At 69.4% G+C, this 25,146-nt stretch carries 25 protein-coding genes; 16 read left to right on the top strand and 9 right to left on the bottom strand.

Annotated features, from left to right (window positions below):
• Positions 1-173: 173 nt before the first annotated feature.
• The 3 genes from BWR60_RS28170 to betI form a co-directional block, all read right to left on the bottom strand.
• On the bottom strand, positions 174-1,277 hold the full coding sequence (locus BWR60_RS28170; RefSeq protein ID WP_088155264.1) for a polyamine ABC transporter substrate-binding protein: 1,104 nt from the start codon (positions 1,275-1,277) through the stop codon (positions 174-176).
• A gap of 272 nt (positions 1,278-1,549) precedes the next feature.
• Complete coding sequence (locus BWR60_RS28165; RefSeq protein WP_088155262.1) at positions 1,550-2,728, bottom strand: acyl-CoA dehydrogenase family protein; 1,179 nt, start codon at positions 2,726-2,728, stop codon at positions 1,550-1,552.
• A 10-nt stretch (positions 2,729-2,738) separates the two neighbouring features.
• Positions 2,739-3,386 (bottom strand): transcriptional regulator BetI, encoded by a 648-nt coding sequence (gene betI, locus BWR60_RS28160; RefSeq protein WP_088155260.1) that lies wholly within the window; start codon positions 3,384-3,386, stop codon positions 2,739-2,741.
• A gap of 193 nt (positions 3,387-3,579) precedes the next feature.
• Here betI and BWR60_RS28155 point away from each other — a divergent pair, with 193 nt between their 5' ends.
• The 8 genes from BWR60_RS28155 to BWR60_RS28120 all read left to right on the top strand — a co-directional run bounded on the left by BWR60_RS28155 (position 3,580) and on the right by BWR60_RS28120 (position 11,159).
• Positions 3,580-4,923, top strand: a complete 1,344-nt coding sequence (locus BWR60_RS28155) for an aspartate aminotransferase family protein (RefSeq protein ID WP_179221981.1) — start codon at positions 3,580-3,582, stop codon at positions 4,921-4,923.
• A 308-nt stretch (positions 4,924-5,231) separates the two neighbouring features.
• Positions 5,232-5,981, top strand: a complete 750-nt coding sequence (locus tag BWR60_RS28150) for an ABC transporter permease (protein ID WP_088155256.1) — start codon at positions 5,232-5,234, stop codon at positions 5,979-5,981.
• Positions 5,982-6,082: 101 nt separating this feature from the next.
• On the top strand, positions 6,083-6,502 hold the full coding sequence (locus BWR60_RS28145; RefSeq protein ID WP_088155254.1) for an ArsR/SmtB family transcription factor: 420 nt from the start codon (positions 6,083-6,085) through the stop codon (positions 6,500-6,502).
• Positions 6,412-6,855, top strand: a complete 444-nt coding sequence (locus BWR60_RS28140; protein WP_088155252.1) for an SRPBCC family protein — start codon at positions 6,412-6,414, stop codon at positions 6,853-6,855. The genes BWR60_RS28145 and BWR60_RS28140 overlap by 91 nt, the downstream gene beginning before the upstream one ends.
• Positions 6,856-6,885: 30 nt before the next feature.
• Positions 6,886-7,353 carry an NUDIX domain-containing protein gene (locus BWR60_RS28135; protein WP_088155250.1) on the top strand — a complete coding sequence of 156 codons (468 nt, stop codon included), beginning with the start codon at positions 6,886-6,888 and terminating at the stop codon, positions 7,351-7,353.
• Between the two features lie 122 nt (positions 7,354-7,475).
• Positions 7,476-8,501 carry an iron ABC transporter substrate-binding protein gene (locus tag BWR60_RS28130; RefSeq protein ID WP_088155248.1) on the top strand — a complete coding sequence of 342 codons (1,026 nt, stop codon included), beginning with the start codon at positions 7,476-7,478 and terminating at the stop codon, positions 8,499-8,501.
• Positions 8,502-8,529: 28 nt separating this feature from the next.
• On the top strand, positions 8,530-10,113 hold the full coding sequence (locus BWR60_RS28125) for an ABC transporter permease (RefSeq protein ID WP_230983209.1): 1,584 nt from the start codon (positions 8,530-8,532) through the stop codon (positions 10,111-10,113).
• On the top strand, positions 10,110-11,159 hold the full coding sequence (locus tag BWR60_RS28120) for an ABC transporter ATP-binding protein (protein ID WP_088155246.1): 1,050 nt from the start codon (positions 10,110-10,112) through the stop codon (positions 11,157-11,159). The genes BWR60_RS28125 and BWR60_RS28120 overlap by 4 nt, the downstream gene beginning before the upstream one ends.
• A 15-nt stretch (positions 11,160-11,174) precedes the next feature.
• Here the strand turns inward: BWR60_RS28120 and BWR60_RS28115 are convergent, their stop codons facing one another.
• Positions 11,175-11,903 (bottom strand): DUF2076 domain-containing protein, encoded by a 729-nt coding sequence (locus tag BWR60_RS28115; protein WP_088155244.1) that lies wholly within the window; start codon positions 11,901-11,903, stop codon positions 11,175-11,177.
• Positions 11,904-12,188: 285 nt separating this feature from the next.
• Positions 12,189-13,448: a cytochrome-c peroxidase gene (locus BWR60_RS28110; RefSeq protein ID WP_088155242.1), complete on the bottom strand. Its 1,260-nt coding sequence runs from the start codon at positions 13,446-13,448 to the stop codon at positions 12,189-12,191.
• A 164-nt stretch (positions 13,449-13,612) separates the two neighbouring features.
• On the opposite strand from BWR60_RS28110, the gene BWR60_RS28105 reads away from it, so the two are divergent.
• Positions 13,613-15,178 (top strand): acid phosphatase, encoded by a 1,566-nt coding sequence (locus BWR60_RS28105; RefSeq protein WP_088155240.1) that lies wholly within the window; start codon positions 13,613-13,615, stop codon positions 15,176-15,178.
• Positions 15,179-15,364: 186 nt separating this feature from the next.
• On the opposite strand, the gene BWR60_RS28100 is transcribed toward BWR60_RS28105, so the two are convergent.
• From BWR60_RS28100 to BWR60_RS28090, 3 genes are all read right to left on the bottom strand, one after another.
• Positions 15,365-16,150, bottom strand: coding sequence for a transporter substrate-binding domain-containing protein (locus BWR60_RS28100; protein ID WP_179221980.1), 786 nt, complete (start codon positions 16,148-16,150; stop codon positions 15,365-15,367).
• A 185-nt stretch (positions 16,151-16,335) separates the two neighbouring features.
• On the bottom strand, positions 16,336-17,088 hold the full coding sequence (locus tag BWR60_RS28095; protein ID WP_088155236.1) for an amino acid ABC transporter ATP-binding protein: 753 nt from the start codon (positions 17,086-17,088) through the stop codon (positions 16,336-16,338).
• The gene (locus BWR60_RS28090; protein WP_088155234.1) at positions 17,085-17,801 is read right to left on the bottom strand and encodes an amino acid ABC transporter permease; all 717 of its coding nucleotides are present in this window, start codon (positions 17,799-17,801) and stop codon (positions 17,085-17,087) included. The genes BWR60_RS28095 and BWR60_RS28090 overlap by 4 nt, the downstream gene beginning before the upstream one ends.
• Before the next feature lie 289 nt (positions 17,802-18,090).
• Here BWR60_RS28090 and BWR60_RS28085 point away from each other — a divergent pair, with 289 nt between their 5' ends.
• Positions 18,091-18,342: a hypothetical protein gene (locus BWR60_RS28085; protein ID WP_088155232.1), complete on the top strand. Its 252-nt coding sequence runs from the start codon at positions 18,091-18,093 to the stop codon at positions 18,340-18,342.
• Positions 18,343-18,526: 184 nt separating this feature from the next.
• A complete protein-coding gene (locus tag BWR60_RS28080; RefSeq protein WP_088155230.1) occupies positions 18,527-18,799 on the top strand; it encodes a helix-turn-helix domain-containing protein in 273 nt (90 codons plus the stop codon).
• Positions 18,800-18,898: 99 nt separating this feature from the next.
• On the opposite strand, the gene BWR60_RS28075 is transcribed toward BWR60_RS28080, so the two are convergent.
• The gene (locus BWR60_RS28075) at positions 18,899-19,201 is read right to left on the bottom strand and encodes a DUF883 family protein (protein WP_088155227.1); all 303 of its coding nucleotides are present in this window, start codon (positions 19,199-19,201) and stop codon (positions 18,899-18,901) included.
• A gap of 205 nt (positions 19,202-19,406) precedes the next feature.
• On the opposite strand from BWR60_RS28075, the gene efeU reads away from it, so the two are divergent.
• From efeU to osmF, 5 genes are all read left to right on the top strand, one after another.
• The gene (gene efeU / locus BWR60_RS28070; protein ID WP_088155225.1) at positions 19,407-20,237 is read left to right on the top strand and encodes an iron uptake transporter permease EfeU; all 831 of its coding nucleotides are present in this window, start codon (positions 19,407-19,409) and stop codon (positions 20,235-20,237) included.
• A 7-nt stretch (positions 20,238-20,244) separates the two neighbouring features.
• Entirely contained in the window at positions 20,245-21,342 is a 1,098-nt protein-coding gene (gene efeO / locus BWR60_RS28065; protein WP_218823715.1) for an iron uptake system protein EfeO, read from the top strand.
• A 171-nt stretch (positions 21,343-21,513) separates the two neighbouring features.
• A complete protein-coding gene (efeB, locus tag BWR60_RS28060; protein ID WP_088155223.1) occupies positions 21,514-22,701 on the top strand; it encodes an iron uptake transporter deferrochelatase/peroxidase subunit in 1,188 nt (395 codons plus the stop codon).
• A 68-nt stretch (positions 22,702-22,769) separates the two neighbouring features.
• Positions 22,770-23,594 carry an iron uptake system protein EfeO gene (efeO, locus tag BWR60_RS28055; RefSeq protein WP_088155221.1) on the top strand — a complete coding sequence of 275 codons (825 nt, stop codon included), beginning with the start codon at positions 22,770-22,772 and terminating at the stop codon, positions 23,592-23,594.
• A 426-nt stretch (positions 23,595-24,020) separates the two neighbouring features.
• Positions 24,021-24,956 (top strand): glycine betaine ABC transporter substrate-binding protein OsmF, encoded by a 936-nt coding sequence (gene osmF / locus BWR60_RS28050; protein ID WP_088155219.1) that lies wholly within the window; start codon positions 24,021-24,023, stop codon positions 24,954-24,956.
• Positions 24,957-25,146: the final 190 nt, after the last annotated feature.

The following is a 25,146-nucleotide window of genomic DNA, read 5'->3' as shown; positions in this document are numbered from 1 at the left end:
GTGGGTTCTGGCGGAGCGAACCCCCTCCCCCTGGCCCCCTCCCGCAAGGGGAGGGGGGACTCGATTGTGCTTGCTGAAAGCCCGCTCTCAATATCGAACAAGCCTTGTCCCCCCTCCCCTCGCGGGAGGGGGTTAGGGGGAGGGGGTTGCCGACGCCACGCACCATCCCACCCCTACTGCCCGGCCTTGATCTGGCTCCAGGCCCGGGTGCGCAGGCGCAGCGCCTCCTGCGGCAGGTCGGCCGGGACGTAGAGCTTGGCCCGCGTCGCCGCGTCCGGATAGATCGCCGGGTTCTCGAGGATCTCCTTGTTCACGAACTCCACGGACGCCTTGTTGGCATTGGCGTAGTTGGTGAAGTTGGTGGCGTCGGCGATCACCTTCGGCCGCAGCATGTAGTTGATGAAGATCAGCGCGTTCTCGGGATGCGGCGCGTCGGACGGGACCAGCCAGCCGTCGAACCAGGCCGGGCCGCCGCTGTCCGGCACCGAATAGGCCAGGTTGATCTTCACCCCCGCCTCCTCCGCACGGGCAGCGGCGGTGGCGTAGTCGCCGGACCAGGAGAAGGCCAGGCACAGCTCCTGGTTCGGCAGCTGGTTCAGGTAGTTGGCGGAATCCACCGCCTTGACGTATTGCCGGATCGGCTTGAACAGCGCCGCCGCGGCCTCGTAATCCTCGGCCTTCTGCGAGTTCGGGTCGCGATGCAGGTAGGACAACGCCAGCGGGATCATGTCGGTCGGCGATTCCAGGATCGAGATGCCGCAATCCGCCCATTTCGCCGCCAGCTCGGGCTTGAACAGCATGTCGAGCGAGGTGACCGGCGCGTCGGCCATCCGCTGCTTGATCATGTCGACATTGTAGGCGAAGCCGACCGTGCCCCACATATAGGGCACGAAATACTCGTTGCCCGGGTCGTGGCCGGCGACGACCTTCAGGATCTCGGGGTCGAGATTGCCGTAATTGCTCAGCTTCGACTTGTCGATCTTCTGAAACACCCCGGCCTTGACCAGCGGCGGGATCAAATGCGAGCCGTGCAGCACCACGTCATAGCCGGAATGGCCGGCCATCATCTTGGCGTCGACGGTCTCGGACGCGTCATAGGTGTCGTAGACCACCTTGATGCCGGTCTCCGCCTCGAAATCCTGGATCGTGGTCTCGCCGATATAGTCGACCCAGTTGTAGACGTTGAGGACCTTCTCCTCCTCGGCCTGCGCCGCGGCAGCGCCGGAGAGGATGGCGGCCGCGGCCAGCAGCCCGATGGCCAAGGGGGAACGCGTCATCGCCTGGCTCCCTGTGTCGCCTCACCTGCCGGCCGATTGTCCTGTTCGCCGCGGCCGTCGGCTTTCCCTATTCAGAGCCCGCTTCGCCGGGATTCTCCAGCGGAATTTTGACAGAACAATCAACCCGAAGGCCGGCTGCGGAACCCCACTTCGTCATTGCGAGCGCAGCGAAGCAATCCATGCATCAGCTCGTGCGGGACGATGGATTGCTTCGTCGGCTTCGCCTCCTCGCAATGACGGCGAGGGAGGCTCCCTATTCGGCGTGCAAGCCCTCATCCCCCGATCGTGCCCCGCAGCCCGCGCTTCAGCAGGCTGCCGGCGATGATCAGGCGCTGGATCTCGCTGGTGCCCTCCCAGATCCGGTCGACGCGGAGCTCGCGGTTGAAGCGCTCGGCCACGTTCTCGCGCATGTAGCCGCGGCCGCCGAAGATCTGCACCGCCCGGTCGGCGACGCGGCCGGCCATCTCCGACGCCAGCAGCTTGGCCACCGAGCAGCGGGCGTGCAGCGCCTTCACATCCAGGCCGCGGTCATGCGCGGCAGCCGCCTCATAGGTCACCAGCCGCGCGGCGTGCAGCTCGGCGACGCTGTCGGCCAGCATCGCCTGGACCAGCTGGAACCGGGCCATCGGCTCGCCGCCGATCTTGCGCTCCGCCGCGAAGCCGGTCGCCGCCTCGATCAGCCGCTCGGCCGCGCCGCAGCAGCGCGCCGCGATCATCAGCCGCTCGCGCCGGAACCAGGCGTGGATGAAGTCCATCCCCTGCCCCTCGGCGCCGATCCGGTTCGCCGCCGGCACCCGCACCCCGTCGAAGCGCAGGATCGGATGGTGGTGGCGGTAGCTGTGGGTGTAGGCCGGGCTGCGCACGGTGCTGAGCCCCTCGGCCGGCATCTCGACGAAGAACAGGACATGCATGCCGGCGGCGTGGCCGCCATCCGCTTTGGCCTGGACGATCGCCGTGTCGGCCAGGTTGGCACTGGTGACGTGCCATTTCTCGCCGTCGATGACGTAATGGTCGCCCTCCCGCCGCGCGGTCGTGGCGATGTCGTCGACGTCGGAGCCGGCGCCCTCCTCCGTCACCGCGGTGCAAAAGTGCCGTTCGCCGCGCATCAGCGGCAGGATGAACCGGTCGATTTGCTCCGGCACGCAGGCCTCGAACATCCAGGACTGCGCCTCGCCATAGCACCAGGCCAGGGCGTTGGTGACCCGGCCGGTCTGCTCCGCGATCGCCACCTGGTCGAGCAGCGGCAGCTCCAGCCCGCCATGGCGCCTCGGCGCGTCGATCCGCGGCAGGCCGAGCTCGAGCGCCAGCCGCTCATGCCGGGCCGCGACCTCGGCCGGGATCTCGCCGCCGGCCAGCTCGGCCTCCACCTCCCACGGGATCAGCTCGGCCTCGACGAAGCGGCGGATTCTGTCCTGCCAGTCGCGGGCGCTGTCGGGGAGCGTGAAGCTCATGGCGTGCCTCTCAGGCCTGAATGGGGCCGTCCCGGGTGAAGTGCCGGGGGAAGACCGAGACCAGCATCTCGACCGCACAGGCCCGGGCGTCCTCGCGGCCGAACTCCTTCGGCCCCATCATCACATGCAGCCACAGCCCCTCCAGCAGCCCGTTCAGGCTGCGGGCCAGCAGGTCCGGCGACTGCCCCGGCGCCGCCAGCTCGCGGCAAAGGTTCAGCAGGGTCAGGTGGTAATCCTGGTCGTTGGCGCTGCACAAAGCGCGGTAATGCGGCCGGGTCTTGGCCTCGCCCCAGAAGGCGCACCAGGCGGCGATCTTGCGCGGGTTGCAGATGCGGCGGTCGAAATCGGCCAGGACCAGGGACCACAGCTTCTCCGCCGCGGCCGGCCCGGCCTCGTGCAGGGCGCGGCGCCAATGGGCGCGGTACTCGTCGGACAGATACCGCAGCGTCTCGACGAGCAGCTTTTCCTTGCTCTCGAAATGGAAGTTGACGATGCCGCGCGACAGGCCGGCGCCGTCGGCGACCACGGCCATCGTCGTCTCCTCGTAGCCGCGCCTGGCGATGGCGTCGATCGTCGCCTCGATCAGCTCCTGGCGCCGCAGCTCCTTCGACTGCCGCCGCCCCCCATTCACTTTCCGCGCGGCCTGGCCTTCGGCCATCGGCACCCCCGTCAAATCTTCATAAAAGCCTAGCATCGGCGCGGCTCTCTGCAAAGATGCTGAATGAACATCCAACAAGCTTCTAATTGAACGTTCATTCAATACCGTGGACAGAAACGGCCCCGCCATGCCATTCTGGGACTCGAAATTGCGGCATCAGAACCGCCGGACCAACGACACAAGGATCGCTGCCATGACCCGCAGCCTGGCGCGCAGCAACGCGCAGTTCCGTCGGGCGTCGACCCGCCTGCCCCTCGGCGTCGCCTCGAACTTCCGCTACTGGGGCGACGACCGGACCATCTATGTGAAGCGCGGCCAAGGCGGCCGGATCTGGGACCTCGACGACAACCCCTATGTCGACTATCGCCTCGGCTACGGCCCGGCGATCCTGGGCTATGCCGACCCGCGGGTGGACGAGGCGGCGCGCCGGGGCATGGCGGTCGGCGGCGTCTTCGCTTTGTCGACCGAGCGCGAATTCACCGTGGCCGAGCGCATCGCCAGGATGATGCCGGCGGCGGAGCTGGTGCGCTTCTCCAACTCCGGCACCGAGGCGGTGATGGCGGCGCTGCGCCTGGCCCGCGCATACACCGGCAAGGAGTCCTACGTGCTGGTCGAGGGCAGCTATCACGGGCTGTTCGACGCGGCGATGTGGATGGTGGCGCTGGACCAGTGGGACCCGGAGAAGACCGGCCAGGACCCGGCCGTCGTGCCCTATTCCAAGGGCGTGCCGGAGGCGGTGCGGCCGCTGGTGCACCTGACCCCGATGAACGACGCCAACCGGCTGGAGGACCTGCTGCGCCGCCGGTCGCACGAGATCGCGGCGATGCTGATCGAGCCGATCATGGGCAATTGCTGCGGCATCACCGCCGATGTCGCCTATGTCCGCGCCGTGCGCGAGCTGTGCGACCGCTACGGCGTGCTGCTGATCATCGACGAGGTGAAATCCGGCTTCCGCGTCGCCCGCGGCGGCACGCAGGAGCTGATGGGCGTCAAGGCCGACATCACCACCATGGCCAAGGCGATGGCCAACGGCTATCCGATCGCCGCCATCGGCGGGCGCGAGGACATCATGCGCCGCTACGGCCGTGGCGTCGCCCATGGCGGCACCTACACCGCCCATTCCGTGGCGCTGGCCGCGGCCGAGCGGACGTTGCAGATCCTGGACGAGACCCCGGCGCTGGACAGCATCGCCGCCTATGGCCGCCGGATGCAGGCCGGGATCAAGCGGATCCTGGATGCCCGCGGCGTGGTCCATTGCTTCGCCGGCCACCCGTCGATGGGCGGGCTGTTCTTCGCCCCGGCGCCGCCGCGCGACTATCGCGACTGGAAGCGCTCCGACTACAGCTTCTACGACGCGCTGGCCCGCGAGCTGCATGAGGAGGGGGTGCTGTGCGAGCCGGATTCGCGCGAGCCCTGGTTCGTCTGCGAGGCGCATGACGACAGCTGCCTGGCCGACACGCTGGCCGGGTTCGAGCGCGCCGTCGACCGCACCCTGGACAAGGGCGGCGACGACGCCAAGCGAGCCGTGGCACACTGATCGGCCAATCGGGCGGAGACACAGCCCATGGGGGGAATTCAGCGAGGCAACCCATCCTTGTCCCCCCTCCCCTCGCGGGAGGGGGKTAGGGGGAGGGGGCTCGCGCCGCAAGAGCCGGAGCCCCAGGCATGACCCGCCCCTCCGACCTCCTGTGGCCGGCGCTGGGGGCGCTGTCGATCCTGCTGGTCTGGCAGTTCGTCGTGCCGNTCGGGCGCCGCTTCCGACACCGCCCCCCTGTTGTCCCCCCTCCCCTCGCGGGAGGGGGTTAGGGGGAGGGGGCTCGCGCCGCAAGAGCCGGAGCCCCAGGCATGACCCGCCCCTCCGACCTCCTGTGGCCGGCGCTGGGGGCGCTGTCGATCCTGCTGGTCTGGCAGTTCGTCGTGCCGGCGCTGGGCGTGCCGGCCTTCATCGTCCCGGGCCCGGCCGCGGTGTTCGGCAAGCTGTGGACCGACCGGGCGCTGCTGCTGGCCAATGCCGGGCCGACGGCGCTGGAGGCGGCGCTGGGCTTCCTGCTGGGCAACGCGGTCGCGGTGCTGCTGGCGGTGCTGTTCACCTACAGCCGGCCGGTGCGCGCCGCGTATTTCCCGATCGTGCTGTTCCTCAACACCATCCCGGTGCTGGCGCTGGCGCCGATCTTCATCCTGATGTTCGGCCTCGGGCTGCTGCCGAAGATCGTGATCGCCGCGGTGATCTGCTTCTTCCCGACCCTGATCGCCATGGTGCGCGGCCTGACCCTGGCGACGCCGAACGAGCGCGAGCTGATGCGGGTGCTGTCGGCCAGCGGCTGGGACAGCTTCTGGCGGCTGCGCGCGCCGCGGTCGCTGCCGATGCTGTTCACCGCCCTGCGCATCGCCGCCACCGGCAGCGTCATCGGCGCCATCGTCGGCGAATGGATCGGGTCGAATGCCGGGCTGGGCGCCCTGATCATCCAGGCCACCTTCAACTACCAGGCCGACCGGCTGTTCGCCGCCGTCTTCGTCGCCGCGGCGATGGGGCTGCTCGCCTTCGGCCTGGTGGTGCTGGTCGAGCGGCTGGGCTTCCGGCGCTGGGTGCGGTAGGCGGGCGGCAACCAACCTAAACGTCTGGCATTATAGACCTGTCCCCCGATGGCGGCGCATATGGGTTGACAGCCAGTCCCCGCAGCCGCAAAGTTCACTTGATGGTTAACTATCAAGAACCCGCCCTCGACCGCACCTTCGCCGCCCTGGCCGACCCGACGCGCCGGGCGCTGATCGCCCGGCTGGGGGCGGAACAGGACGTCTCGGTCAGCGAGCTGGCCCGGCCCTTCACCATGTCGCTGCCGGCGGTGATGAAGCATCTCGACGTGCTGTCCGACGCCGGGCTGATCACGCGGACCAAGACCGGGCGCACCGTGACCTGCCGCCTGTCCGCGGCACCGATGGAGCAGGCGATGGACTGGCTGAGCCGATACCAGCGCTTCTGGTCCGAACAGCTCGACCGCCTGGCCGCCTTCGTCGAGGAGGAATCGTGCTCGCCAAGCCCAGCCTCAGCATCCGGCGCCGCCTCGCCGCCCCTCCCGCCCGGGTCTACGGGGCCTGGACCGATCCGGAAAAAATGATGCGCTGGTTCGGGCCGGCGGGCGCCGAGACCATCAGCGCCGAGGCCGACCCGCGCACCGGCGGCCGCTACCATGTCGCCTTCTCCACCCCGGACGGCGAGCGTCACGACGTCAGCGGCGTGTACAAGGAGGTGGTGCCGAATGAGAGGCTGGTGTTCAGCTGGACCTGGCGGACCATGCCGGAGCGGGAGTCCCAGGTGACGCTGAGCTTCCGGCCCGACGGCGACGGCACCGTGCTGATCCTGACCCATGAGCAGTTCTTCGACGAGCCGGCCCGCGACCGCCACCGCGAGGGCTGGGGCGGATGCCTCGACCGGCTGGCGCGCTATCTTCTGGAGGAGGCCGTCGCCTGAGCGGCGGCCATCCCAGGCGACAGAGGCCCCATGGCGGCGGAAAGCTTCGGCATCCTGATGCACAAGCGCGCGGGCGGGCGGCTGCTCGTCCTGCTGGCGCATCCCGGCGGCCCGTTCTGGCGCCGCAAGGACCTGGGCGCATGGTCGATCCCGAAGGGCGAGCCGGAGCCGGGCGAGGCGCCGGAGGCCACCGCCCGCCGCGAATTCACCGAGGAGACCGGCACGGCACCCGAGGGGCCGCTGCTGCCGCTCGGCCAGGTCCGCCAGCGCGGCGGCAAGGCGGTCACGGCCTTCGCCGTCGCCGGCGACCTGGATGCCAGCCGGATCCGCTGCATCGAGTTCGAGCTGGAATGGCCGCCGCGGAGCGGCCGGATCCAGTCCTTCCCCGAGATCGACCGGGCCGAGTGGTTCGACCTGCCGGCCGCCCGGGAGAAGATCCTGGAGGCGCAGCGGCCCCTGCTGGACCGGCTGGAGGCGATCCTGGCGGCGGAGGGCTGAGACCTCCTGCCGCACAGGTGCGAATGCTTCTGATAATCGATAACTTGACGACCGGCCTCGGCCGGGCACAGAACCGTTCGACTCCGCCGCATGGGCGGGAGCGCCGGACAACGAGGATCTCCATGAGAAGCATTGCCCGATCCCTTGCGGGGGTCGCCGCGCTGGCGACAATCCTGCTGGCCGTCCCCGCGGTGCTGACGGCCCCTGCCGCGGCGCAGGATGACGGCATCACCGTCTACAACGCCCAGCATGAGAGCCTGACCAAGGCCTGGGCCGAGGGCTTCACCAAGGAGACGGGCATCAAGGTGACGCTGCGCAACGGCAGCGACACCGAGCTGGGCAACCAGCTGGTGCAGGAAGGCGCGGCCTCGCCCGCCGATGTGTTCCTGACCGAGAATTCGCCGTCGATGGTGCTGGTCGACAATGCCGGGCTGTTCGCCCCGCTGGACCAGGATGTGCTGTCCCAGGTGCCGGAGACTTTCCGCCCGTCGCATGGCCGCTGGGTCGGCATCGCCGCGCGCTCGACCGTCTTCGCCTATGACAAGACCAGGCTGAAGCCGGAGCAGCTGCCGAAGTCGCTGCTGGACCTAGCCGACCCGGCCTGGAAGGGCCGCTGGGGCGCCTCCCCCTCCGGCGCCGACTTCCAGGCCATCGTCAGCGCGCTGCTGGTGCTGAAGGGCGAGCAGGCCACCGCCGACTGGCTGAAGGCGATGAAGGCGAACTTCCTGCCCTTCCGCGGCAACAGCACGGCGATGAAGGCGGTCAATGCCGGCCAGGTCGAAGGCGCGGTGATCTACCACTACTACTATTTCGGCGACCAGGCGAAGACCGGCGAGAACAGCAAGAACGTCGAGCTTCACTACTTCCGCAACCAGGATCCGGGCGCCTTCGTCAGCATCTCCGGCGGCGGCGTGCTGGCCTCCAGCAAGCACCAGCAGCAGGCCCAGGCCTTCCTGAAGTGGATCACCGGCAAGGGCGGCCAGGACGTGCTGAAGGACGGCGATTCCTTCGAATACGCCGTCGGCGCCGGCGCCGCGTCGAACCCGAAGCTGGTGCCGCTGGCCGACCTGCAGGCCCCGAAGGTCGAGCCGTCCGCGCTGAACAGCAAGGCGGTCACCGACCTGATGACCCAGGCCGGCCTGCTGTAATGCGGCCCTTGCCGCCTGTAGGACCGGCGTGACCGAGGCGTCGCTCGGGCGCCGGCCGGGGCTGCCCGCCTTCGCGGCGGGCCTCCGCTGGCGCCGCCCCTTCCTGCCGGCGATGGCGGGCGCGGCCGTTCTGGTCTCGCTCGCCGCGCTGCTGCCGCTGGGCTTTGTCGTCTGGGTGACGATCCAGACCGGCTGGGACACGGCGTCGGCCCTGATCTTCCGGCCGCGGGTGGGCGAGATCCTGGTCAACACCGCGCTGCTGGTGGTGCTGACCGTGCCGATCTGCGCCGCCCTGGCGGTGGCGATGGCCTGGCTGACCGAGCGCAGCGACCTGCCGGGCGCCCGGATCTGGTCCTGGCTGGCCGTGGCGCCACTGGCGGTGCCGGCCTTCGTCCATTCCTATGCCTGGATCAGCCTGGTCCCCCGCCTGAACGGGCTGTTCGCCGCCGTGCTGGTCTCGACCATCGCCTATTCCCCCCTGCTGTACCTGCCGGTCTCGGCCGCGCTGCGCCGGCTCGACCCCGGGCTGGAGGATGCGGCGGCGTCGCTGGGCGTCCCGCCCGGCCGCGTGTTCCTGCGCGTGGTGCTGCCGCAGCTGCGGCTGGCGCTGCTGGGCGGCGGGCTGCTGGTCGGGCTGCACCTGCTGGCCGAGTACGGCCTGTTCGTGATGATCCGGTTCGACACCTTCACCACCGCGATCATCGACCAGTTCCAGTCGACCTATAACGGCCCGGCCGCCAACATGCTGGCCGGGGTGCTGGTGGTCTGCTGCCTCGGCCTGCTGTGGCTCGATTCCGCGCTGCGCGGCCGCACCCGCTACGCCCGCATCGGCTCGGGCGCCGCCCGCCAGCCGAAGCGCACGCGGCTGGGCCGGATGACCCTGCCCTGCCTGCTGCTGCCGGCGGCGGCCGCGGCGCTGTCGCTGGGCGTGCCGCTGATCACCCTGGGCCAGTGGCTGGCCGCCGGCGGGGCGGCGATCTGGAAGCTGGACGAGATCTGGCCCGCCTTGTGGCAGACGGCCGCCTTCGCCGTCGCCGGCGGCGTCATCACCACCGTGGCCGCGATCCCGATGGCCTGGCTGTCGGTCCGCCGGCCGGGGCGGCTGCAGCGGGTGCTGGAGGCCTGCAACTACATCGTCGGGTCGCTGCCCGGCGTGGTGATCGCGCTGGCCCTGGTCACCGTCACCGTGCGGGTCGCGCTGCCGCTGTACCAGACCGCGGCCACCGTGCTGCTGGCCTATCTGCTGATGTTCCTGCCGCGGGCGCTGATCGGGCTGCGCGCCAGCATCGCCCAGGCGCCGGTGGAGCTGGAGCATGCCGCCGCCAGCCTGGGCCGGTCGCCCGGCCGGGCACTATGGTCGGTGACCATCCGCCTGGCCGCGCCGGGCGCCGCCGCCGGCATGGCGCTGGTGGCGCTGGGCATCGCCAACGAGCTGACCGCGACCCAGATGCTGGCGCCGAACGGCACCCGCACCCTGGCCACCGCCTTCTGGTCCTACAGCGGCGAGATCGACTATGCCGCCGCCGCGCCCTATGCCTTGCTGATGATCCTGATCTCCCTGCCCCTGACCTGGCTGCTCTACGTCCAGTCGAAACGGACCGCCGGACGATGAGCGCCCTCGACCTCCGCGGCGTCAGCCGGCGCTACGGCGCGGTGACGGCGCTGGACGGCGTCGACCTGGCGGTGCCGGCCGGCAGCCGGACCGCCATCCTCGGCCCCTCGGGCTCCGGCAAGTCGACGCTGCTGCGCATCATCGCCGGCTTCGAGGCGCCGGATGCCGGCCGGGTGACGCTGGACGGCCAGGTGCTGGCCGACGGCCCGGCGGCGATGCCGGCCCATCTGCGCGGCATCGGCCTCGTGGCGCAGGACGGCGCCCTGTTCCCGCATCTGAGCGTCGCCGACAATATCGGCTTCGGCCTGCCCCGGCGGGCGCCGCACCGGGCCGAGCGCATCGCCGAGCTGCTGGCGATGGTGGAGCTGGACCCCGCCATGCTGACGCGCCGGCCGGACCAGTTGTCCGGCGGGCAGCAGCAGCGGGTCGCGCTGGCCCGGGCGCTGGCCCGCCGGCCGCGGCTGATGCTGCTGGACGAGCCGTTCTCGGCGCTCGACACCGGCCTGCGGGCCAGCACGCGCAAGGCGGTGGCGGCGCTGCTGGCATCCGCCGGCATCACCACGATCATGGTCACGCATGACCAGGCCGAGGCGCTGTCCTTCGCCGACCAGGTGGCGGTGATGCGGGCCGGCCGGCTGCTGCAGGTAGGGCCGCCGCGCGAGCTGTATCTGCGGCCGAAGGACCCGATGATCGCCGAGTTCCTGGGCGAGGCCATCGTGCTGCCGGCCTGGCTGGAAGCGGGCTGGGCCGACTGCGCGCTGGGCCGGATCAGGGTCGATGACGAGCGCAGCGGCCAGAGCCGGATCATGCTGCGGCCCGAGCAGCTGGTGCTGGCCGATGAGGGTCACGCCGCCGAGGGCGCGCCGGGCGAGGTGATGGAGATCGACTTCGCCGGCGCGCTGTGCAGCGTCACCGTGCGGCTGCTGGACGCCGGCGGCGACCGGCTGCTGCTGCGCCGGCCGTCGCTGGGCCTGCCGGCGGTCGGCGCCCGGGTGCGGATCGCGGTGGTCGGCGGCGCCCATGTCTTCCCCGGCACGGGGGCATAGGCGGCCGCCCGGCCGTCAGGCGCCGACCGTGTCGTCGCCGCCGCCACCGAAATCGTCGCCGCCGAAATCGTCCTGGCCGCCGTCATCCTGGTAGTCGGCATCGGTGACGCCCTGCCCGCCATCGTCCTGCAGCGTCGCGTCGGTGTCGCGCAGGTCGTTGCCGTCGGCGCCGGAGGCCGCATCGCCATAGTAGTTGTTGACCACGGTCTCGGTCAGGCCGGGCGCCGGGCCGCTGAAGCCCGCGCCGCCGAGGCCGCCCCAGCCGCCATGGCCGCCGAACAGGGATTCGACGGTCTGGAACAGCAGCGCGCCGCCGGCGACACCGGCCGCCGTGGCGGCGGCGCTGCGCAGGAAGGACGGGCCGGAAGACTGGGCGAAGGGCCCGCCCCCACCCCAAGGACCGGGCTGGGGCTGGGCGTAGGCCGGGGGCGCCTGGGTGTAGGCCTGGGGCTGCGGCGCCGGCTGCGGGCGCGAGGGCGCGGCGCTGCCGAAGATGGCGCCGAGGAAGCTGCCGCCGCCGGCCTGCGGCTGGGCCTGGCGCTCCAGCTCCGCGATCCGCGACTGGGCCTGATGCAGGGCATAGTCCTGGATCAGCACGGTCTGGGCCAGGGTGTAAGGCGTGTCGGGCAGGTCGCGGACCAGGCCCCGGATCATCGCCGCCGCCTCCTCGTCCTTCTCGGCGGGCGGCGCCTGCTTCAGCCGGGCGACCAGGTTGGTCAGCAGCTCGCGTTCCTGGGGTGTCATTGCAGCTCTCCGGTCGGGCCCGCTGCCGCGGGCATCCCCTTCCGCCGCTGATATGGGACCGGCCGTTGGGCGCGGCAATCGACGGCGCGGCGCCGTGTCGCGCTGGCCACCTGTCAGTGCCCGGCGAACCGGAGAGGCCAGCGCCCCCCGAAATCGCCATGCGATTTCGACCTCTCCCCAAGGAGAGGTAAGAGGGCCGCGGCTCCGATCTCCCTCTCCTCGGGGAGAGGGAGGGGCCCGCCGCTTGCGGCGGGAGGGTGAGGGGGAAGGCTGGCTGCTCTCTGCTCAGGACGGCGGCTTGTAACCGTCCGTGAGGGTCTTCAGGAAGGCGACGACATCGTCGATCTCGGCCTCGGTCAGGGCCGGCGCATCGCCCAGGTGGCGGTCGAAGGGCGGGTCGCGGTTGATGTTCTCCGCATACTGGGCCGGCAGGTCGTCATAGACCCGCACGCTGCCATCCGGGTTGCGCGGATACCAGCGGCCGGGGTCGGTCTCGCGCGTCACGTAGAAGGCCACGGCGTCGTGCAGGCTGTGGAACACGCCGTTGTGGAAGAAGGTCCGGCGCAGCGCCACGTTGCGCAGGCTGGGCGTGCGGAACAGGCCGCAATACTCCGGACGGTCCTTCAGGTCGGTGCGCTGCGGCCCGCAGACGCCGAGATCGAAATACGACGGGTCGGCATTGGCCGGGATCTGCATGTTCCGCGGCAGGGCGATGGCGATCTGGCCGTAATCGCTGAATTGCGGCGGCGTGCCGTCATTGCCGCGCTGGCTGATATGGCATTCGGCGCAGTTGCCCTTGGCCGGGTCGTTGAACAGGTCGAGGCCACGCGCCTCCTGCGCCGTCAGCGTCGCCGCGCCGGCCAGCCAGGCATCGTATTTGCTGCTGTAGGGGTAGAAGCTGGCGGCGTCCTGCTCATAGACCTCGAAGGCCTTGAGGATGCCGGCATAGAGCGCCTTGCGGTCGTTCAGCACATCGGCGCCGTAGATATGCTGCAGCGCGGCGCCATAGCCGGCGGCCAGCGCCTTGGCGACGACCGCGTCGGGGCCGGTATTGCCCATCTCGAAATCCGAGAGCAGCGGGATCGCCGCCTGGTCGGCGCCGCGGTCGACCCGCCCGTCCCAGGTCAGGCCACCGGTCGGGCCGTTGTCGACGCTCTCGTCGGAATCATCCTCCGAGTCGAAGAAATGCTCGGTGAAGGGCGGCACGGCCTGGAGGTAGGTCAGCGACGGCACCGCCCGCACGCCGGGCCTGGCCATGTCGCCGCCGCCCATCTGCACCGGCTGCGCATTGGTCGGGCCGAAGCCGTGCTGCGGGTCGTGGCAGGAGCTGCAGGACAGCTTGCCCGAGGCCGACAGCGACGGGTCGATGAACATGGCGCGGCCCAGCGCTGTCAGCTCCTCGGCCTGGCGTCGCACCTCGGCGCGCGGCAGGCCGCCCTCCGGACGGCTTCCGGCCGTGGCGCCAGGGATCGAGACCGAGACCGTCAGCGCCATCACGGCCAGGCTGCCGCCCACCACCCACCAGCGACCCGTTCGCAACGCCATTCCGGCCATCCCGTGATCTGCGTGACGCGGCGCCGAAGCCGGCCCGCAGACGCCTATCTATGCCGAAAAAGTTTCACTTGAGCGACAGCCCGCTTCGCGCGAGTGCTGGCCGGCGGAAGGGGACTAGCCACCGGGCATCGCACCGGGAGCCAATGGGGAGCCGCATGCACAAACTGATCGCCACCGCCCTCGCGGTCGGCGCCGCCGGGCTGATCGCACCGCCGGTGTTCGCCGCGGACGCGCCGGGCAGCGCCGACACCGCCCAGACCAGGGCGCTGCGCGCCATCGACACCGTCGTCGTGATCTATGCCGAGAACCGCAGCTTCGACAATCTGTACGGCGCCTTCCCGGGCGCCGACGGGCTGGCGAACGCTACGGACACGTCCAGGACCCAGCTGGACCGCGACGGCACGGCGCTGAAGGAGCTGCCGCCGGTGTGGGACGGGCTGACCGCCAAGGGCGTGACGCCGCCGGTGACCCAGGCGCAGACCGAGCACCTGCCGAACGCGCCCTTTGCCATGGATGATCCGCAGGGGCTGAACGTCTCGGTCGGCACCATCACCCACGATCTCTGGCATCGCTTCTACCAGAACCAGATGCAGATCAATGGCGGCCGGAACGACAAGTTTGTCGCCTGGGCCGATGCCGGCGCCGAGGTGATGGGCCATCTCGACGGCTCGAAGATGGCGATGTGGAAGATCGCCCAGCAATACACGCTGGCCGACCATTTCTTCATGGGGGCCTTCGGCGGCTCGTACATGAACCACATCTGGCTGGCCTGCGCCTGCGTCGCCCGCTACCCGGACGCCGACACCGCTGCGGCCAAGCCCTCGATCGCCGTGGTCAATCCGGACGGCGTCAGCCTGGCCGTGGCGCCGAACGCGCCGAAATCGGCGATGGACGGCATCCCGAAATTCGTGGCCGACGGCAACCTGACGCCGGACTTCTTCGCCGTGAACACGATGCAGCCGCCCTACCAGCCGAGCGCCAACAAGCCGGCCGAGGGTGGCGACCCGGCCCTGGCCGACCCGAAGGCGCCGACCACGCTGCCGCCGCAGACCGAGATCACCATCGGCGACCTGCTGAGCGCCAAGGGGATCAGCTGGGCCTGGTATTCCGGCGCCTGGCAGTCGGTGCTGGACCATGGCAACCAGACGCCGGTGCCGGCCTTCCAGTACCACCACCAGCCATTCAACTACTTCGCCAACTTCGCGCCCGGCACCGCCGCTCGGCAGGAGCATCTGCGCGACGGCGGGCTGGACGGGGCCGAGCTGGTCAAGGCGATCGACGCCGGCACGCTGCCGCAGGTCACCTTCTACAAGCCGCAGGGCAACCTGAACGAGCATGCCGGCTACGCCGACGTGGCCTCGGGCGACGCCCATCTCGCCATGCTGATCGACCATCTGCAGAAGAGCCCGCAATGGCCGCACATGCTGGTGGTGGTGACCTATGACGAGAATGGCGGGTTCTGGGACCATGTGGCGCCGCCGAAGGGCGACCGCTGGGGCCCGGGCACCCGCATCCCGGCGATCATCGTCTCGCCCTTCGCCAAGAAAGGCTATGTCGACCATACGGCCTACGACACGACCTCGATCCTGCGCTTCATCACCCACCGCTTCGGACTGCCGGTGCTGGCCGGCATTGCGGCGCGCGACGCGGGCATCGCCGCCAACGGCAACCCGCCGCTGGGCGACCTGACCGCCGCGCTGAACCTGCCCGCGGCGCAGTAAGGCCGGAGGGGCGGGCGTTCAGGCCCGCCCCCTTACTACCTCCGACCGAATATTGATCCGTCATGGCGAGCCCCGCAGGGGCGTGGCCATCCAGGGCCGCTCGCACCGGCCCCTGGATGGCCACGTCGCTGCGCTCCTCGCCATGACGAGGAAAGGGTTGAGAGCCGATCCTTAAGACGGCTGGCTTCAGTCCGCCGTGTAGTCCTGGCCGAACCATTGCTGCGACAGCTTCGCCAGCGAGCCGTCGGCCTTCAGCGCGGTCAAAGCGGCGTCGACCTTGGCCTTCAGCGCCTCGCCCTTGGCGTCCTTGCGGAACACGAAATAGGACGGGACCTTGGCCAGCAGGTCGCCGGTCACCTCGACCGGCAGGCCCAGCTTGTCGGCATGCTCCTTGGCCACGATCGGGTCGTTGACATGGGCGTCGATCCGGCCCTCGGCGATGTCCAGCAGCACCGGCGTGACGTTGCCGTCATAGTAGCGGATCTCGAACGCGCCCGGATGGGCGGCGAGATAAGTCTCGACCAGCTTGGTGTGCTCGCTGCCCGTGCCGGCGCCGACCACCTTGCCCTTCAAATCGTCCAGGCTGTGAATGCCGGTGACGCCCTTCTTGACGATGATGGCCGAGCCGCTGTGGAAATAGGCGACGTCGGAGAACAGGAACTTGGTCTCCCGCTCCGGCGTCTTCGAGATCTCATTGGCCACGATGTCGTATTTGCCGGCCTCCAGGCCCAGGAACATGCTGTCCCAGGGCTGCGGCACGAACTCGAACGTCAGGTCGGGCACCTTGGCCTCGACCAGGCGCAGCACCTCGACGTCGTAGCCGGTCAGCTTGCCGCTGTCGTCCTGGTAGGTGAAGGGCGCGTAGGTGCCCTCCGTCCCGACCCGCACCGTCTCCTGCGCGACCGCGGGAGCCGCCGCCAGGGTCAGCGCCATCAGGGCCGCCGCGGCCCCCTTGGCCAGACTTTGTCGCATCGTTCTCTCCATCATGCTCTCGATTGATCTCTGCACGGTCCCCAGAGCCCGTTTGAGAATGCGCTGATGTGAGTCGGCTGGCGGTGGTTTCGAGAACCGGAGCGCAGCGGGCGTTGGCCCGTGAGCACCGGAAGCGGAGAAACCGCCGTCAGACGGCCGCATCAGTAGCATTGTCAAACGGGCTCTCAGATGTCGAAGCTGAAGGACCGCAGATAGTTCTTGAGGAAGTCCCGCGTGCGCTGCTGCTGCGGGTTGCCGAACAGCGATTTCGGGTCGCCCTGCTCGATCACGCGGCCGCCGTCGATGAACAGCACCTGGCTCGAGATCTCGCGGGCGAAGCCCATCTCATGCGTGACGATGATCATCGGGATGCCTTGGCCCGCCGCCTTGCGGATCGCCTCCAGCACCTCGCCGGTGTGCTCCGGATCCAAGGCGCTGGTCGGCTCGTCGAACAGGATCAGCTCCGGCGCCATCGCCAGGGTGCGGGCGATGGCCACGCGCTGCTGCTGGCCGCCGGACAGCGAGGACGGGTATTGCGCCGCCTTGTCGGCCAGCCCCATCAGGGCGAGGTGATGCTCCGCGATCTCCTGCGCCTCGCGCCGCGGCAGACGCTTCACCACCAGCAGGCCCTCGAGGATGTTCTCAATCGCCGTCTTGTGGCGGAACAGGTTGTAGTTCTGGAACACCATGCCGATGCGCATGCGCAGCGACTGCAGCCGGCGGCTATCCAGCTTTGCCAGGTCGTAGCGGTCGCCGGACATGTCGATGGTGCCCGCATCCGGCGTCTCCAGCCGGTTCAGGCAGCGCAGGAAGGTCGACTTGCCCGAGCCGGAGGGGCCGAGGATCGAGACGATGCCGCCGCGGTCGACATCGAGGCCGATGCCGTCGACCACGACCTGGCCCTTGAACGATTTGCGGATGTCGCGGATCGCTATCATGCCGCGATATCCCGGCGGCCGCGGGTCAGATAGGCCTCCCAGCGCCGCATGCCGATCTCGATCAGGATGCAGATCACCCAGTAGATCACCGCGACCGCCAGGTAGAGCTCGAAGAAGCGCAGCGACCGGCCGCCGATGATCTTGGCCGCGGCCATGATGTCGACCACCGCGATCAGGAAGGCCAGCGATGTGTCCTTGATCAGGCTGATGAAGCTGTTGCCCAGATTGGGCAGCGCCACGGCCAGCGCCTGGGGCAGGATGATCCGGCGCATCGCCTGGAACGGCGTCATGCCGATCGAATAGGCGGCCTCGGCCTGGCCGCGGTCGATCGACAGCAGGGCCGAGCGGATCGCCTCCGACAGATAGGCGCCGACATTGACGGCGCAGCTGAAGATGACGAAGACCAGCGCCGGCACCCGGTTGACGTCGATCTCGGTGCCCAGCTGCATGTTCACATACTGCAGCAGCTTCGGGATGCCGTAATAGGCGAGGTAGATCTGCACCAGCAGCGGCGTGCCGCGGATGAAGGAGATGTAGAGCGTCGCCAGCTGCCGCAGCACCGGGATCCGGTAGATCCGGATCAGCGCCGCGCCGGTGCCGATGACCAGGCCGAAGGCCATGGCGCTGAAGGCGATCAGCAGCGTCACCGGCAGGTAGGGCAGGATCAGCGGGAAGGCCGACAGGAAATAGTCGAAATCGAAGGTCGAGGTCATGCGTCCCCCGCGCGGTGGGTGCCGCACGCCTCGTCAGGGCGGCGGGTGGCCTGGAAGGATGTGGTCTGCACGGGATCCGTCAACCTGCTTGTTCGGGCCGGGCCCTGCCCCAGGGCGGCGAGCGCGGAACGTGGTGATATGCGGGCTGATCGGCAACCACCAAATGTGCATATTTAGTTTTCACAAACTATAAATGCCCAATCCAAACAGCTTCTCCGGCTCGACAGCCATGGCGCGCGGCCGGGTCGGAGCGATAGCCTCGCTCCCGACAGACATCGGGAGGGGATCAATGTCCATTCTGCTGAAGATCATCGCCGGACTGCTGGCGGTGATCGGCGTGCTCGCCATCGTCATCGCCATCCTGGGCCGCTCTGGCGCGAGGCCCGAGGCCGGGCTGCAGTCGCTCGTCCTGGCACTCGTCCTCGCCGCGGTGGCCAAGCTCCTGGACCATGCGGCGGCGATCCGGAAGCAGCTCGATCACATCCAGACCCAGGTGGACGAGATCCGCTGGGACCGTGGCCGGACATCGGGGCAGCCCTGACGCGGCCGCGGCCTCGTTCCGACCTTTCCCCGGGCGAAGAAGCATGGTCGGATGGCGGCCCGCCGCCGGCCGCGACAGGAAGTGATGTAATACAGGCCTCGAAATATCGATTCTAAACATCTATATGGATGCTCCAGAAATCATATTTACTGGCTGTTACATCAGATCTGTCAGAGGAAGCTGCATGATCACCGCCGCCCAGATGCGGGCCGCCCGCGCGCTGCTCGGCATCGACCAGCGGCAGCTCGCCGGGCTGTCCGGGGTGTCGCTGCCGACGATCCAGCGCATGGAGGCCAGCGAGGGGACCGTTCGCGGCGTGGTCGACACGCTGACCAAGGTGGTCGAGGCCTTCGACCGCGCCGGGGTCGAGCTGATCGGCGATCATGCGGTCAGCCGCGAAGGCGGCCGCGGGGTGCGGCTCAAGACGCCCCGGATGCCGGAGGGAGGGGCCGGCTGACGGCTCATCGGTGACGCCCGCCGGCCCATCCTGCGGGTTCTGTCGGCCCGTGGCGGCCGGCCGCCGCCGGTGCGGCCCGGCGCGCTGTCCGCGCAGTCCCTACAGCCGCGCCTTGAGGCCCAGGCAGAAGCCGACGCAGACGGCGGCACCCACGGCCGACCAGGGATTGCGATGCACCACCTCATCCAGCGCGCTCGCACGGGCCTGGGCCATCGACGTCACGGTCTCGCCGAGACGGGCGACATCCTCGCGCAGCGCGCGGAGATCCGCCTCCAGGTCGTGTCGGGCAGCCTCCGTCTCGGCCGTGGCCTCGTCCAGCTCGGCGGCGGCGCGCGTCGACTTCGATCCTGACACCTCCGCGGCGGCCGCAGCGGCGGATTTGGGGGCTCCGGTTTCGGGCATGGCGGGCTCCTTTCCCTCCCGCCAACAGCATCGCCGTTGCCCCGGTTCCGGTTCGATCGCCGCCGGATTACGACAAATTTAACGCATTCCGCAGCGAAGCGGCCTCGACAACGCCGGGCGATGGGCGCAGAAGAACTGCGAGAGATACGCATTCTTGCTCGCAATTGGCTGCGGGCATCGGCGGTGAGTTCGGGATGATGTCGGGATGCTGGTACCGTTCCTGATCATGATGCGCGAGGGCATCGAGGCGGCCCTCATCGTCGGCATCATCGCCGGTTACCTGCGCCAGACCGGGCGAACGCAATGGATGCCGCTGGTCTGGATCGGCATCGCCATCGCCGTCCTGCTCTCCATCGCCGTCGGCATCGTCCTGAACCTGCTCAGCGCCGAGTTCCCGCAGCGCGAGCAGGAGCTGTTCGAGGCCATCGTCGGGCTGGTCGCGGTCTTCGTCCTGACATCCATGGTGTTCTGGATGCGCAAGGCCGCGCGCTCGATCAAGGCGCAGCTGCAGCATTCGGTCGACGCCGCGCTCGAAGGGCACGACGCCAAGGGCCTGGCGCTGATCGGCATGGCCTTCTTCGCGGTCGCCCGCGAGGGGCTGGAATCGGTGTTCTTCCTGCTCGCCACCTTCCAGCAGGATGTCGGGCTGGCGGCGCCGATCGGGGCGCTGGCCGGCGTGGCCGTCGCGGTCGCGGTCGGCTTCGCCATCTTCTGGTTCGGCGTCCGGCTGAACCTGAAGCGCTTCTTCCGCTGGACCGGGCTGTTCATCCTGGTGGTCGCCGCCGGCCTCCTGGCCGGGTCGCTGCGCGCGCTGCACGAGGCCGGGCTGTGGAACGGCCTGCAGGAGATCGCCTTCGACCTCAGCCACATCCTGCCGATCGACGGGCCGCTGGGCTCGGTGCTGGCCGGCATCTTCGGCTACCAGGACACGCCGACGGTCGGCGAGGTCGCTGTCTACATCCTCTTCCTCCTCGTCACCCTGCCGCTGTTCCTGAGCGGCGGCCGCGTGGCGCAGGAGGCGCGATCGAACGCCTGAGGCCCGAATGTCGTCCCTGCAGCGCACCACCCGGATCGGCATCGGCGTCGTCGCGATCCTCGCCGTCGCCGTCGCCGGGCTGGGCGTCTACGCCACCATGCACCGCGCCGGCACGCCCAAGACGGCCCCCGCGGGCGGCACCGCCGTCACCATCACCGCCCAGAGCTGCGAGCCGAACGAGCTGATGGTCGAGGCCGGCCGCGTCACCTTCCAGGTCAAGAACGCCAGCAACCGCGCGCTGGAGTGGGAGATCCTGCAGGGCGTGATGGTGGTGGAGGAGCGCGAGAACATCGCCCCCGGCTTCACCCAGAGCCTGACCGCCAAGCTGGAGCCCGGCAGCTACCAGATCACCTGCGGCCTCTTGAGCAACCCGCGCGGCACCCTGACCGTGACCGCGGCGAAGAACGCCCCGGCCCAGGCGCTGCAGCCGTCGCTGATCGAGCTCATCGGGCCGATCGCCGAATACAAGGTGTACGTCACCCAGGAGGCCAAGGCCCTGGCCGACGCGACGCCGCCGCTGGTCGCCGCGGTCAAGGCCGGCGACCTGGCCCAGGCGCGCAGCCTGCTGGTGCCGGCCTGGATCCACTACCAGCGGATCAAGCCGATCGCCGACCTGTTCGCCGATCTCGACACGGCGCTGGATGCCCGCGCCGACTATTTCGAGAAGAAGGAGGACGACCCGGGCTTCACCGGCTTCCGCCGGCTGCAATACGCGCTGGTCACCCGCGGGTCGACCGACGGGCTCGGGCCCGTCGCCGACAAGCTGGCGGCCGATGTGCAGGCGCTGCAGGCCCGGATCGCCGACCTGTCGATCCCGCCGGAGAAGATGGCCGGCGGCGCCGCCACCGTGATCGCCCGCCTGGCCGCCGACCCGGCCATCGATTCCGATGCCGCCAAGGCGGATCTGGAGGGGGTCGCCCGCATCGTCGGGCTGCTGCGGCCGCTGAGCCAGAAGGCCGACAAGGCGCTGAGCGACCGGATCGACGGCAACCTGACCGCGGCCGGGCTGGCGCTGACCCGCGACGACCGCGCCGGGCTGCAGGCCCCGGTGACGGCCCTGGCCGACGACCTGCCGAAGCTGCGCACCGCCTTGGGACTGGACTGACCGCCATGACCACCACCGACGAACAGGGCAAGACCATCTCCGACGCCCCGAGCCGCCGCAGCGTCCTGCGCGGCCTGGCCGGCGGCGGCACCSCGCCGGAGCTGGACCCGAAATTCCCGCCGGCCGATTCCGGCGTGCTGGGCCCGGTGATCGTGCCGGACNCACCGGGGCCTGCAGCCCGGCGCGGTCGTCGCGGGTCAGCGCCAGCCCGGCCGCGACGCCGAGATCGCCCAGCAGGTGCAGCCCTTCTACGGCGAGCACCAGGCCGGCATCGTCACCCCCTCCCCCGCCGCGGGCCTCGTCGCCTCCTTCGACGTGCTGGCGACCTCGAAGCCGGATCTGGAGCGGCTGTTCCGCACCTTGACCGAGCGCATCGCCTTCCTGATGGGCGGCGGCACCCCGCCGGAGCTGGACCCGAAATTCCCGCCGGCCGATTCCGGCGTGCTGGGCCCGGTGATCGTGCCGGACAACCTGACCGTCACCGCCGCCGTCGGCGCCTCGCTGTTCGACGGGCGCTTCGGCCTGGCCGCGGTGAAGCCGCGCGAGCTGGTGGCGATGACCAGCTTCTCCAACGACGCGCTGGACCCGGAATACTGCCATGGCGACCTGCTGCTGCAGTTCTCGTCCAACACGCCCGAGGCCAACATCCATGCCCTGCGCGCGGTGCTGAAGGCGACGCCGGACCTGCTGAGCCTGCGCTGGAAGCTGGACGGGTTCCTGCCCGCCGCGACCACCGCCGCCGGCCGCAAGGAGACGGCGCGCAACTTGCTGGGCTTCAAGGACGGCACCGCCAACCCGAACCCGGCCGATGCCGGGGCGATGGACCGGTTGGTCTGGATCAGGCCGGGCAGCGAGGAGCCGGCCTGGACCGCCGGCGGCAGCTATCAGGTGGTGCGCATCATCCGCAACTTCGTCGAGCGCTGGGACCGCACGCCGCTGCAGGAGCAGGAGACGATCATCGGCCGCGAGAAGGCATCCGGCGCCGCGCTGGGGCAGAAGGCCGAGTTCGACGTGCCGGACTATTCGGGCGACCCGGAAGGCAAGACCATGCCGCTGGACGCCCATATCCGCCTGGCCAACCCGCGCACGCACCAGACCGCGAACAGCCTGATCCTGCGCCGGCCGTTCAACTATTCGCGCGGGGTCACCAAGTCGGGGCAGCTCGACATGGGCCTCTTGTTCATCTGCTTCCAGGCGAGCCTGAACGCCGGCTTCATCGCGGTGCAGGAACGGCTGAACGGCGAGCCGCTGGAGGAATACATCAAGCCGACCGGCGGCGGCTATTTCTTCGCCCTGCCCGGGGTGCCGGACAAGGACGGCTATCTCGGCCAGGGGCTGCTGCAATCCGTGTCGACCTGAGGGCCGGAGGGGCCCTGATCACCGGGTGATCTGTCGTCATCCGGTCCTACCCTAGGAGGGGATTGATTATGAAACGCATTCTGACTCTCAGCCTGAGCGCGGCCGCGCTGCTGGTCGCGTCCGGCGCCATGGCCGCCCCGCCCTCGCCGCTCGAGCTGGTCGAGCCGATCGCCAAGTACAAGACCTGGGTCATCGGCGAGGTCGACCAGTTCGTCGAACACACGCGCCAGTTCACCGCGGCGGTGAAGGCCGGCGACCTGAAGAAGGCCCAGGCCCTCTACGCCCCGAGCCGCGTCTATTACGAGCGGATCGAGCCGATCGCCGAGCTGTTCAGCGACCTGGACAGCAGCATCGATTCGCGCGCCGACGACCATGCCAAGAACGAGGCGGATCCGGAGTTCACCGGCTTCCACCGCATCGAGTACGGGCTGTTCGAGAAGAAGTCGACCGATGGGCTGGCGCCCTTCGCCGACAAGCTTCTGGCCGACGTGATCGACCTGCAGGGCCGGATCAAGGAGCTGACCACCCCGCCGGACAAGGTCGTGGGCGGCGCCGCGGCGCTGATCGAGGAGGTCGCGGCCACCAAGATCTCCGGCGAGGAGGACCGCTACAGCCACACCGACCTGTGGGACTTCCAGGCCAATGTCGACGGCGCCAAGAAGATCGTCGACCTGCTGCGCCCGATCCTGGAGAAGAGCGACAAGGCCCTGCTGGACAAGGTCGACGCCAACTTCAAGACGGTCGACGCCATCCTGGCCAAGTACAGGACCAAGGATGGCGGCTTCGAGACCTACGACAAGGTCACCGATGCCGACCGCAACGCCATGAAGGGCCCGATCACCGCCCTGGCCGAAGACCTGTCGCAGCTGCGCGGCACCCTGGGCCTGAGCTGAGAGATCGCCTGATAATGCTACTGGCATGGCCGTCTGGAGGCGGTTTCTGCGCTTCCGGTGCTCACGGACTTTAACGTCCGCTGCGCGCCGGTTCTCGAAACCACCACCAGCCGACTCACGCCAGCGCATTCTCGGACGATCTCTGAAGCTGCTCTCCGCCCCGCCTGTCATTGCCGGGCTTGACCCGGCAATCCAGAGGGTCTCGACAGACCCTGGATGCCCGGGTCAAGCCCGGGCATGACAGTTTTGGGGAGGGTCTCTTTGCCTCCATTTTCTACAAATTTTCCAAGATTTTCCTTATCGAATTGACGTTTGCCGAACGTCAATTAAGCTGCCTGCCTGCAACCGGAACAAGCGAGCCGGCGAAGGTATTCGGAGAGGAGAACCCTCCGTTCCGTCCGGCCCGAACTGAGAAGGCAGCCACCGATGACCCGCTCCCCGTTCCAACGCCTCCTGGCCGCGGCCGCGCTCGGCGCCGGCCTGCTGGCCGCCTCCGCCTCCGCCGCCATGGCCGCCGATGCGGTCCGCGTCGGCTCCAAGGTCGACACCGAGGGCAGCCTGCTGGGCAGCATCATCCTGCAGGTGCTGAACGCCAACGGCATCCCGACCGAGAACAAGCTGCAGCTGGGCACCACCAAGATCGTCCGCAGCGCCCTTCTGGCCGGCGAGATCGACATCTATCCGGAATACACCGGCAACGGCGCCTTCTTCTTCAACATCGACACCGATCCGGCCTGGAAGAACGCGCAGGCGGGCTATGACAAGGTCAAGCAGCTCGACGCGGAGAAGAACAAGATCACCTGGCTGGCCCCGGCCCCGGCCAACAACACCTGGGCCCTGGCGGTGCGGCAGGAGGTGGCGGACAGCAACAAGCTGAAAACGCTGGAGGACTTCGCCAAATGGGTGAAGGACGGCGGCGACGTCAAGCTGGCGGCCTCGGCCGAGTTCGTCGAGAGCCCGGCGGCCCTGCCCTCCTTCCAGTCGGTCTACGGCTTCAAGCTGAACCAGGACCAGATCGTCACCTTGGCCGGCGGCGACACCGCCGCCACCATCCGCGCGGCGGCAGAGCAGACCTCCGGCGTCAACACCGCCATGGTCTACGGCACCGACGGCGCCATCTCCTCGGTCGGCCTCGTGGTGCTGGACGACAGCAAGGGCGCCCAGATCGTCTATGAGCCGGCGGCGACGGTCCGCGCCGACACCCTGGCCAAGTACCCCAAGATCAAGGAGGCGCTGGACCCGGTCTTCGCCTCGCTCGACCTCAAGACGCTGCAGGAGCTGAACGGCAAGATCGCGGTCGACGGCGAGGACCCGCAGGCGGTCGCGGCCGAGTACCTGAAGGCGAAGGGGTTCGTGAAGTAAGGCGTTTGCGAGTGCCCACCTCGGCCGCCTCTCTTCTTGTCCCCCCTCCCCTTGCGGGAGGGGGGCAGGGGGAGGGCTCTGCGCGCGTCCGCGCGCGTATGGCTTGGCTAATACAGTCGCGACTCGCCGACGCCGAGAGCCCATCCGGACGGAGAGAACCCCCACCCCCTACCCCCCTCCCGCAAGGGGA

This window comes from Inquilinus limosus (assembly GCF_002195995.1).
In the GTDB taxonomy this organism is placed as follows: domain Bacteria; phylum Pseudomonadota; class Alphaproteobacteria; order DSM-16000; family Inquilinaceae; genus Inquilinus; species Inquilinus limosus_C.
Note: the sequence above shows the minus strand (reverse complement) of the source record. Positions and strands in the feature narration are given on the sequence as shown.

What these genes read in the sequence shown, in the direction of transcription:
- BWR60_RS28170 (WP_088155264.1), bottom strand. Translation starts at nt 1,277, where the DNA reads ATGACGCGTTCCCCCTTGGCCATCGGGCTGCTGGCCGCGGCCGCCATC.
- BWR60_RS28165 (WP_088155262.1), bottom strand. Translation starts at nt 2,728, where the DNA reads ATGAGCTTCACGCTCCCCGACAGCGCCCGCGACTGGCAGGACAGAATC.
- betI (WP_088155260.1), bottom strand. Translation starts at nt 3,386, where the DNA reads ATGGCCGAAGGCCAGGCCGCGCGGAAAGTGAATGGGGGGCGGCGGCAG.
- BWR60_RS28155 (WP_179221981.1), top strand. Translation starts at nt 3,580, where the DNA reads ATGACCCGCAGCCTGGCGCGCAGCAACGCGCAGTTCCGTCGGGCGTCG.
- BWR60_RS28150 (WP_088155256.1), top strand. Translation starts at nt 5,232, where the DNA reads ATGACCCGCCCCTCCGACCTCCTGTGGCCGGCGCTGGGGGCGCTGTCG.
- BWR60_RS28145 (WP_088155254.1), top strand. Translation starts at nt 6,083, where the DNA reads ATGGTTAACTATCAAGAACCCGCCCTCGACCGCACCTTCGCCGCCCTG.
- BWR60_RS28135 (WP_088155250.1), top strand. Translation starts at nt 6,886, where the DNA reads ATGGCGGCGGAAAGCTTCGGCATCCTGATGCACAAGCGCGCGGGCGGG.
- BWR60_RS28130 (WP_088155248.1), top strand. Translation starts at nt 7,476, where the DNA reads ATGAGAAGCATTGCCCGATCCCTTGCGGGGGTCGCCGCGCTGGCGACA.
- BWR60_RS28120 (WP_088155246.1), top strand. Translation starts at nt 10,110, where the DNA reads ATGAGCGCCCTCGACCTCCGCGGCGTCAGCCGGCGCTACGGCGCGGTG.
- BWR60_RS28115 (WP_088155244.1), bottom strand. Translation starts at nt 11,903, where the DNA reads ATGACACCCCAGGAACGCGAGCTGCTGACCAACCTGGTCGCCCGGCTG.
- BWR60_RS28110 (WP_088155242.1), bottom strand. Translation starts at nt 13,448, where the DNA reads ATGGCGTTGCGAACGGGTCGCTGGTGGGTGGTGGGCGGCAGCCTGGCC.
- BWR60_RS28105 (WP_088155240.1), top strand. Translation starts at nt 13,613, where the DNA reads ATGCACAAACTGATCGCCACCGCCCTCGCGGTCGGCGCCGCCGGGCTG.
- BWR60_RS28100 (WP_179221980.1), bottom strand. Translation starts at nt 16,150, where the DNA reads ATGCGACAAAGTCTGGCCAAGGGGGCCGCGGCGGCCCTGATGGCGCTG.
- BWR60_RS28095 (WP_088155236.1), bottom strand. Translation starts at nt 17,088, where the DNA reads ATGATAGCGATCCGCGACATCCGCAAATCGTTCAAGGGCCAGGTCGTG.
- BWR60_RS28090 (WP_088155234.1), bottom strand. Translation starts at nt 17,801, where the DNA reads ATGACCTCGACCTTCGATTTCGACTATTTCCTGTCGGCCTTCCCGCTG.
- BWR60_RS28085 (WP_088155232.1), top strand. Translation starts at nt 18,091, where the DNA reads ATGTCCATTCTGCTGAAGATCATCGCCGGACTGCTGGCGGTGATCGGC.
- BWR60_RS28080 (WP_088155230.1), top strand. Translation starts at nt 18,527, where the DNA reads ATGATCACCGCCGCCCAGATGCGGGCCGCCCGCGCGCTGCTCGGCATC.
- BWR60_RS28075 (WP_088155227.1), bottom strand. Translation starts at nt 19,201, where the DNA reads ATGCCCGAAACCGGAGCCCCCAAATCCGCCGCTGCGGCCGCCGCGGAG.
- efeU (WP_088155225.1), top strand. Translation starts at nt 19,407, where the DNA reads ATGCTGGTACCGTTCCTGATCATGATGCGCGAGGGCATCGAGGCGGCC.
- efeO (WP_218823715.1), top strand. Translation starts at nt 20,245, where the DNA reads ATGTCGTCCCTGCAGCGCACCACCCGGATCGGCATCGGCGTCGTCGCG.
- efeO (WP_088155221.1), top strand. Translation starts at nt 22,770, where the DNA reads ATGAAACGCATTCTGACTCTCAGCCTGAGCGCGGCCGCGCTGCTGGTC.
- osmF (WP_088155219.1), top strand. Translation starts at nt 24,021, where the DNA reads ATGACCCGCTCCCCGTTCCAACGCCTCCTGGCCGCGGCCGCGCTCGGC.